At 48.1% G+C, this 7,802-nt stretch carries 8 protein-coding genes and 1 pseudogene; 2 read left to right on the top strand and 7 right to left on the bottom strand.

Going from position 1 to position 7,802, the window contains the following annotated elements:
* Both ACTTK6_RS14700 and lgt read right to left on the bottom strand, forming a co-directional pair.
* Positions 1-410, bottom strand: a pseudogene (locus ACTTK6_RS14700) (heavy metal translocating P-type ATPase); the annotation flags it as partial.
* A gap of 489 nt (positions 411-899) precedes the next feature.
* The gene (gene lgt, locus ACTTK6_RS14695) at positions 900-1,727 is read right to left on the bottom strand and encodes a prolipoprotein diacylglyceryl transferase (RefSeq protein WP_027847449.1); all 828 of its coding nucleotides are present in this window, start codon (positions 1,725-1,727) and stop codon (positions 900-902) included.
* Between the two features lie 525 nt (positions 1,728-2,252).
* On the opposite strand from lgt, the gene ACTTK6_RS14690 reads away from it, so the two are divergent.
* Together ACTTK6_RS14690 and ACTTK6_RS14685 are read left to right on the top strand one after the other, a co-directional pair.
* Positions 2,253-3,341, top strand: a complete 1,089-nt coding sequence (locus ACTTK6_RS14690; protein ID WP_022794889.1) for a DUF1541 domain-containing protein — start codon at positions 2,253-2,255, stop codon at positions 3,339-3,341.
* A gap of 150 nt (positions 3,342-3,491) precedes the next feature.
* On the top strand, positions 3,492-4,334 hold the full coding sequence (locus ACTTK6_RS14685; RefSeq protein ID WP_462833785.1) for an HD-GYP domain-containing protein: 843 nt from the start codon (positions 3,492-3,494) through the stop codon (positions 4,332-4,334).
* A 27-nt stretch (positions 4,335-4,361) separates the two neighbouring features.
* On the opposite strand, the gene ACTTK6_RS14680 is transcribed toward ACTTK6_RS14685, so the two are convergent.
* The 5 genes from ACTTK6_RS14680 to ACTTK6_RS14660 form a co-directional block, all read right to left on the bottom strand.
* Entirely contained in the window at positions 4,362-4,556 is a 195-nt protein-coding gene (locus ACTTK6_RS14680; protein ID WP_022794891.1) for a hypothetical protein, read from the bottom strand.
* A gap of 45 nt (positions 4,557-4,601) precedes the next feature.
* Complete coding sequence (locus tag ACTTK6_RS14675; RefSeq protein WP_022794892.1) at positions 4,602-5,306, bottom strand: response regulator transcription factor; 705 nt, start codon at positions 5,304-5,306, stop codon at positions 4,602-4,604.
* Positions 5,307-5,403: 97 nt separating this feature from the next.
* A complete protein-coding gene (locus ACTTK6_RS14670) occupies positions 5,404-5,736 on the bottom strand; it encodes a four-helix bundle copper-binding protein (RefSeq protein ID WP_462833784.1) in 333 nt (110 codons plus the stop codon).
* Positions 5,737-5,814: 78 nt separating this feature from the next.
* Positions 5,815-7,245: a sensor histidine kinase gene (locus tag ACTTK6_RS14665; RefSeq protein WP_462833783.1), complete on the bottom strand. Its 1,431-nt coding sequence runs from the start codon at positions 7,243-7,245 to the stop codon at positions 5,815-5,817.
* A gap of 157 nt (positions 7,246-7,402) precedes the next feature.
* Positions 7,403-7,690 (bottom strand): SHOCT domain-containing protein, encoded by a 288-nt coding sequence (locus ACTTK6_RS14660; RefSeq protein ID WP_462833782.1) that lies wholly within the window; start codon positions 7,688-7,690, stop codon positions 7,403-7,405.
* Positions 7,691-7,802: the final 112 nt, after the last annotated feature.

Below are 7,802 nucleotides of genomic sequence, written 5' to 3'. Positions count from 1 at the left end.
AAAAAATTTCTGCCGGACCAGCCGAACACGACCATAGTGCTGTAGCCATACGCGACCACAATCGCTAGGCCGATCAGCGTCATCATGCCCGGGTTCTTCTGCTTGATTTCATCAATGGCCCCTGTTAAAAATGGCCAACCGCCGTAGAAAAAGACCATGGTCGCTAATCCGAAGAGGACCCACGAATCATAGGTGAATCCCCAGTCTAATCCAAGAAATTGTTGAATCGCGCTCGTTAACAGCAAAATAGGAATGGTAAGGATAACGGAAACGATGAACCGGCGCTTAAAGTCTTGAATCATCATTTCATGGTGATCGTGATGATCGTGTCCTTGATGATCATGATCGTCATTTGAAGTATCATGATGCTCCTCGTGGTGTTGATGCTTCTGATCGTTGTGATTTGCCACATTATCCCTTCTTTCTAGTATATCGATTTCCAAATACCCTTCCCCTGTATTTTCATCTATAAACGCATAAACGTTTTAGCCTATCTCATAAGTTTCGATGTCTCTAGAAGATCGTCAATCATTTGGTGTGAACATTGATTCATGTCTAATCCTAACGTAATCCCTGTGTTTGAACCGTGGCTTCCGCATAATGGATAAGATCATGGGTGAACTTCAGATAGCAGCAGAGCGCAAATGTTTCATGGGCCCGTCTCCCCACGAAGGATTAAAATCGTTTGAAGGAGTTCTCCAGGCAACCATTTACCGAAGATAAATCCTTATGTTCAAGAAAATAAGCTCAACCTATACCAGCTGGGCAAAAACCTAACGTTGGGGACTAGCAAGAGTACCCGCCTTCCTTTATCATGCTTGCTGCTTGTCCTAATCTTTATTATTCGATAATGTGCTATTCTAATCAGTCCCCACCACCTTAAAAACAAAGTCTTTGCCCTAAATGCCGGGACCGTCTTCACTTAAATATCTTGCTTGGGCAAGCCCGGCCCTTTTTCGATATACAATTAGGCTTACGGCTCCGAGAATCAACAGCACCGAAATCAGCTGCGCCACGCGGATCGTATCAAACAGCATTAAGCTGTCGGTCCGCATCCCTTCGATGAAAAAGCGGCCGAAGGAATACCAGATCACATACGTTAAAAACAGTTCCCCGCGGCGGAGATTAACCCGGCGCAGGCCTAATAGCAAGAAAAATCCCGCGATATTCCAAAGCGATTCGTACAAAAACGTGGGATTGTAGTAAGCTCCCTCAATATACATCTGATTAATAATAAATTCCGGCAGCTGCAGTCTCTCTAAAAACGAACGGCTCACTTCGCCGCCGTGGGCTTCCTGGTTAATAAAGTTGCCCCAGCGACCAATTGCCTGCCCCAAAATCAGGCTCGGTGCAGCAATATCCGCCAGCTTCCAAAAAGAGACTCGCTTGACTTTCGAAAAGACGATGCCCGTAAGTACGGCACCAATCAATCCGCCGTGTATCGCAAGACCACCTTCCCATACCGCCAGAATACTTCCCAGATTCTGGTCATAGTACCCCCATTCAAAAATGACATAGTACAATCGGGCCCCGATGATTGATATTGGGATGGCGAAAATGAGCAGATCCGCAAAAATGTCATCCGGAAGCCCCCGTTTCTTTGCTTCATAAGACGCTAATACATAACCAAGCAAAGCACCCAGACCAATGAGAATTCCGTACCAATAAATAGGCACAGATCCAACTTCAAAGGCCACCCGGTCGATCGGTTGCATCGATGAATACATCATATCTTTTGCCACTCCTAACTGCTACATGTGTCATCGTTAAAATTCTTTTTTTTGTTCTCCTGTCCGCTATCATCTATTTCATCGGTCTGATAATTGCTGAGACATTTTCACGTCCCTCCGTTTCACTCCGAAGTGCTTCTATTCTTCATTACCTTCTAGGTAAACTATACAACTTTCGATAGGGGATCTCATGTATTTAAAGCCTCTTCCACACCTATGATATAGGCATCCCAAGTCATGGGTTAAACATTGACTACTTTCCCCCCTAATTCCCCCCTTGTAAATGGGTCATATAGCTTTCCGAATCCCTGTTTTGCGGAGGAGTTTCATTGAAATCATACGTTTATATTATAAGGGGCTCCTGTGTAGAAAATATGAAGATAACCTATAAATGAGCCCTAGGCAATTATTTGAAAAAAGTTACTCTCATGACAGATTTTAAGAAATCTTCACAGTTTCTTCATACCTAAGAGGTACAACTAGTAGTGTACCCACTTTAATGCGCAAGGAGGAAGGCAAACAATGAAAAAACCAATGACATGGGGGGTCGCTGTGACCACTTTTGGTCTGCTGGTGGCCCCGGTAACCATGGAAGCTTCTCAAAGCGATAACGCAAGCGCTCCTAGCTCAATGGAAGATCATCACGAAGAAAGGGGGGCTTCGGGCATGATGGCCGAGGGAACACAGGGACCAATGGTCAACATGCTCCAGCAAATGTTGCAAGATCGTGGCATTTCCACCGACGTAGACGGCATCTTTGGTCCCGAAACCAGCGAAAGCGTACAAACGTTTCAAAAAGAGACTGGTATCACCGTGGACGGCATCGTTGGGCCCCAAACGATGATGGCGTTGCAAGACACTATGAGCGAAAACATGGGGATTTTACGTACCGGGGACGCCAACATGCACGTTCGCCACATCCAACAGTTATTAACCAACCAGGGGGTTGAAACGAACACCGATGGCATATTTGGTTCGGAGACCCGGGAAAACGTCATGCTTTATCAACAAGAACACCAACTTCAAGTCGACGGCATCGTTGGGCCCGAAACCATGGGGCACATGATGGATGGTATGAATTCAGAAGCTCGCCAACAAATGATGGGCATGATGAACAACGACCAGGAGGGCCAGCATCACCAAATGAAGGGGTCCATGGGAGGACAAAGCGACATGAATATGAATCATTCCAGCTCCGGAGAAGTGCCGGATGATCTGCAAAAAGCTGAAAACCCTACATTTGAAGTTGGGGATACAGCCACGATAGAAGCCAATCATATGGAAGGCATGGAAGGAGCGACCGCCACCATCATCGGAGCTTATGATACGACCGCCTATGCAGTTACATTTCAACCAACCGATGGCGGAGACCTTGTCGAAAATCACAAATGGGTCATCCATGAAGAATTGAACAACACAGGCAAAGAATCGTTACAACCGGGGGATACCGCCGTACTTGACGTTTCCCATATGGAGGGCATGGACGGCGCCACGGCCACCATCGATACAGCAGAGGAAACCACCGTGTACATGGTCGATTTCACCACGACGGACGGGGAAGAAGTCACCAATCATAAATGGTTAACGGAAAGCGAACTGCGCAGCAACTAACGTCCATTCCGTGAAGAAAACCACCGCTATAAGCAAATCAAACGTTCTCTCTACCAGAGGGGACGTTTGGTTTACCTACCTGCAGTAGCGCCCGTGTCCAACAACGCTTATGGAGACACTTCTATCACTAGAAAAAGAGGTGAGATAGACATGCCAATAAGTCCTGAAGACCGTCGCTTGTTTTTGAAAAATACATCAGGTCTCGATAACGGCTTTCGTGCAGGCGGCAAATTACAACAGCCCGCCTATTATCATTGGCTCGAGTATCTTTTCCATTCGCTGATGAAGGACCAGGCCGTGCGCCAATTGTTTCAACAATTGGCAGCCTGGGACATGTATACCTACCGGCACTCGTTTGACGTCTTTCTTCTCGGTTCTCTGGCTGCTCACCGATTGGAATGGCCAAATATACGTGAAATGGCTTGCGGGCTGCTGCTTCATGATATTGGCAAAACGGCGATTCCCCGTACTGTCTTAACAAAACAAACATCCCCGACAGTGGCGGAATGGAACATGTTGAAAAGCCATGCCAGGCAGGGGTACCGCATATTAAAAGACCACGGATTTTCTGAACTTATTTCATCCATGGCTTACCGGCATCACGAGCGCCTGGATGGCAGCGGCTATCCAAATGGAGTCCCGGCGTCCAAGCTTGAAGATCCTGTCCGGTTGTTATCTGTGCTTGACGTCTATTCTGCTCTATCACTGGACCGCCCTTACCTTCGAGCCGTATCCCCGCTTCAGGCGGTACAACTGTTACGAAAGGAAGCCGGTTCGCTGGACCCTGAATATATTCGCTTTTTCTGCGAATTTCTGGGGATCTTTCCAGCAGGGTCCACCGTTCAATTAACGAACGGCACCACGGCAGTTATCATTGGCTGCGACGATATTTCTTCCACCCTGCCGCTTGTGAGGGACATACGAACACACGAAACCTTTTATCTTCCGGTCGACCAAACCCTCCGGATCAGCCGATGGATAGATCCGCTTTAATACGTATTTCCCCTCTTTCCCTTCTTCCTACTTTTCCATCAGCGTGTAATAAATAAGAAAGAAAGCACCGAGCGGAAGAAACACCCAGGAGCACACCAAAAACAATTGATGCATAAACGTATGCACGTTTGTAAAAGGAGCAGCCCAGGCCGCAGACATTGTCAAGCAGCCCAGGCCGACAATGATTAATACTCCTGCCGTGATCCATTCCAACCACCTCATTGTCCTCTCCTCCTTCCCGCTTTTAATTGCTCTGGCACAGCTTCCTTATGATTCTTCAAATTTGTATCCGACACCCCAGACAGTGTGAACAGGATTTGTTTCGTGATAGAAAGCGTTTAGCTTAAGCCGGAGATTTTTCATATGTGTATCTACTGTCCGAACGTCCCCCATGTAATCCATGCCCCAAATCCGCTGGAGCAGCAACTCCCGGCTGAACACCCTTCCCGGCTTTTCAATCAGTGTATGAAGCAGGTCAAATTCCTTCGGGGTCAATACAACTTCTTCTTCCGCTGCATACACCGACCGCTTCTCGGGATCCACCCGCAGCGACCCCCGTTCAATTTCATGCGATGGTTCATAGGATACGGGAAAATCATACGAACGGCGGAGCAGCGCCTGTACGCGGGCCAGCAGCTCCTTGGACTCAAACGGCTTGGCCAGATAATCGTCCGCCCCCAGCTCCAGCCCCTCCACTCTGTCTTCGAGACCGGCACGGGCCGTAAGCATCAAAATCGGCACAGCACTCGAAGAACGAATCGTTTCACAAACCGCCCAGCCATCTGTCCCCGGCATCATGAGATCTAATATCACCAGATCGTATGACTGCTTCCGCCACTGGCTTAACGCTTCTGCTCCCCCCGCTGCCTCTGTGACCTGATAGCCTCCGTGCTGCAAATAGATGCGGAGCATCTGTCTCATTGGAAACTCATCATCGACTACCAGAATACGGTAGGTTTCTTTATGCTTCATTTCCTTCACGTCCTTTATCAACAGCTGTCTATGTACGTTCATTATATAATAGAAGAAAACCGCCGGACGTGGTCCAGCGGTTCCCCGTACCTTCATGTTATTTTGCCATCTGTTCGCATGCATCTGCACAGCGGTAGCAGGCATCGGCGCAATCTTTACAGTGCTGATGATGCTCATGCTTGGCACATTCGTCCCCGCAGGCGCGGCAGATTTTTGCGCACAGGGCGCAGATTTCTTTTGCAAACGGACTGTTGCTTTGCATCGCTTTTGCTGCAAAAGCACATATATCCGCACATTCACGGTTGAGACGGATACACTCTGCCACCTCCTTCACATCGTCTTCTTTCAGGCAGTCATCAAAGCAGCGGTTGCATTGCTCCATACAGCGAAGACATTCCTGGACGCATTCTTCGTAGGTCATTGAAACCATCCTCTCTTTTTTAATATTCCCTCTCCCGCCTGCCTGTTTGTATTGTCCCCCCTGAATGTGAAGAAACTGTGAAGAGGATTAAATTTTTTCTTGCTGCGTATTTTTTCCGGGCCGGGCAAACGTTAATATAAATGATGTGCCTTCCCCCGGAACACTAGAGACCTGAATATCACCATCATGCGCATGCATTAGCTGCTTTACAATCGCGAGTCCGAGGCCCGTTCCCCCGCCTTCGCGGGACCGGGACTTGTCTACACGGTAAAAACGGTCGAAAATATATGGCTGTTCCTTTTCGGGGATTCCTATGCCTGTATCTGTTACTGTGATGACCGGTTGGCGCCTGGAGTTGCGGCCGCCGTGAATCGAGATGCTTCCTTTTTCCGTATAACGCAGGGCGTTCGTCATCAGGTTCATGAATACCTGCTCCAGCCGCAGTTCATCTCCATAGACGATTAGCTCTTCTTCTACGTCTATGTCTAGTTTCAGTCCCTGTTGGCGAGCCGGCAAGGCAAACCCTTTAACGATCCGCTCCAGCATCGGAGCTATATCCAAATGTTTTTTGATTAATGTCATCTGACCATCATCCATTTGCGCCAGATCGAACAATTCTTCCACTAGACGATTTAACCGTTCGGCTTCGTTCGACAGAATCGCCAAGTATGCCTCTTGGTCTTCCACATGATCGTACAGCTTCTCCTGCAAGATATGGGAATAGCCTTTAATATATGTCACCGGTGTTCGTAATTCATGCGAAACATCTGCCAAAAAGGCTCGCCGGGCGTCCCGGTATTGTTTTAAGTCCCGGGCCAGATCATTAATCGCTGCGCCCAGGGACCCTACTTCATCCTGGGGTGTCTGCTCGACCCGAACCTCCAGCTCGCCTTTGGCTAGTTGACGGGTCGCTTGTTCCATCCGCACCAAAGGCAGCGTCAAACGCCGGGCCAGCACAATGATACAACCAAATGCCAACAGAAAACTCCCGACGACCGCAAGCGTGATCAATCGTTGAATCTCCTGGATATCCGTTTCAATCGCTGCCTGGGACGATAATAGATACAAGCTTCCCGCTATTTCTTCATTCGCCTGCAACGGCCTGCCGACAACCAGATAGTTTTCTCCCGTACTGTCATCGGTATATGTCCGTTCCACCATGTCCCCTGCTCGGATCTCCTTTCGTGCTTCTGGAGACATCTCAGCGGCAAAGGCCGTCGTATTGTCCCCCACATGCCGGTTGGATTGAAAATTCTCATCTAGCACATACACATCCTGATGCACGGCGGTCATTGTTTCCAACACACTGGTGGCAATCGTACCGTTTTCATCGTACATGGACACATAATGAGAAACCCTTTGCCTCATGTCCTCCACTTCTCGCTCAAAGAAGAGACCCGAAATCACTTCATGGATAACCAAAGCGAGGGGGACCAACACCACGACCAATAATGAAAACAAAATAGCGGCTAGTTTCACGGCGATATGTTTCCAAAAAGTTTCCAGCCTCCTTTGCACCTTTTCACCCCCGTTTTACTGCCTGAACGTCGATAGGTCCTCCTACGCCCCGGTTTTTGGGAAACGACTATCTCTTCTATTAGTAGACTATCTTGCAGAAGAATGGCGACACAAGCGAGAGCCCCTTCCATGAGGAACGAGGGCTCTCTTCGGCCATTTATTTGTCTTTTTGAAGCACGCGCCGTTTTTGTTCAAATTCTTCTTCCGTTAATTCGCCATTGGCAAACCGCTCCCGCAACGTGTTTAACGATGCGTCCGGAGAAGAAGCACGTGTTTTATTATTTTTTTTAGAATTGATCGCGACATAGACAAGGGTGTAAATAGCAACGATCACCAACGCGATCAGCAGCAACATCCAGAGCCACATCCCCATCGACATCATGGACATATCACCATTCATCATAGACATGTTTTCATTCATCCTTGATATATCTTCGTTCCCCATAGTTATCCTCCTTGTTTCATTACATCTCTCCATCAAGGCAGACACATAGATATAAAGCCATACACGTTACCCCAAGCATGACCACTCGGCTACATCTGTCTTTATTTCATAC

This window comes from Marinococcus salis (assembly GCF_054971365.1).
Note: the sequence above shows the minus strand (reverse complement) of the source record. Positions and strands in the feature narration are given on the sequence as shown.

Bases quoted from the DNA above. Each gene is read 5' to 3' on its own strand.
- lgt (WP_027847449.1), bottom strand. From the start codon at position 1,727: ATGTATTCATCGATGCAACCGATCGACCGGGTGGCCTTTGAAGTTGGA.
- ACTTK6_RS14670 (WP_462833784.1), bottom strand. From the start codon at position 5,736: ATGGTTTCAATGACCTACGAAGAATGCGTCCAGGAATGTCTTCGCTGT.
- ACTTK6_RS14660 (WP_462833782.1), bottom strand. From the start codon at position 7,690: ATGGGGAACGAAGATATATCAAGGATGAATGAAAACATGTCTATGATG.
- ACTTK6_RS14675 (WP_022794892.1), bottom strand. From the start codon at position 5,306: ATGAAGCATAAAGAAACCTACCGTATTCTGGTAGTCGATGATGAGTTT.
- ACTTK6_RS14690 (WP_022794889.1), top strand. From the start codon at position 2,253: ATGAAAAAACCAATGACATGGGGGGTCGCTGTGACCACTTTTGGTCTG.
- ACTTK6_RS14685 (WP_462833785.1), top strand. From the start codon at position 3,492: ATGCCAATAAGTCCTGAAGACCGTCGCTTGTTTTTGAAAAATACATCA.
- ACTTK6_RS14680 (WP_022794891.1), bottom strand. From the start codon at position 4,556: ATGAGGTGGTTGGAATGGATCACGGCAGGAGTATTAATCATTGTCGGC.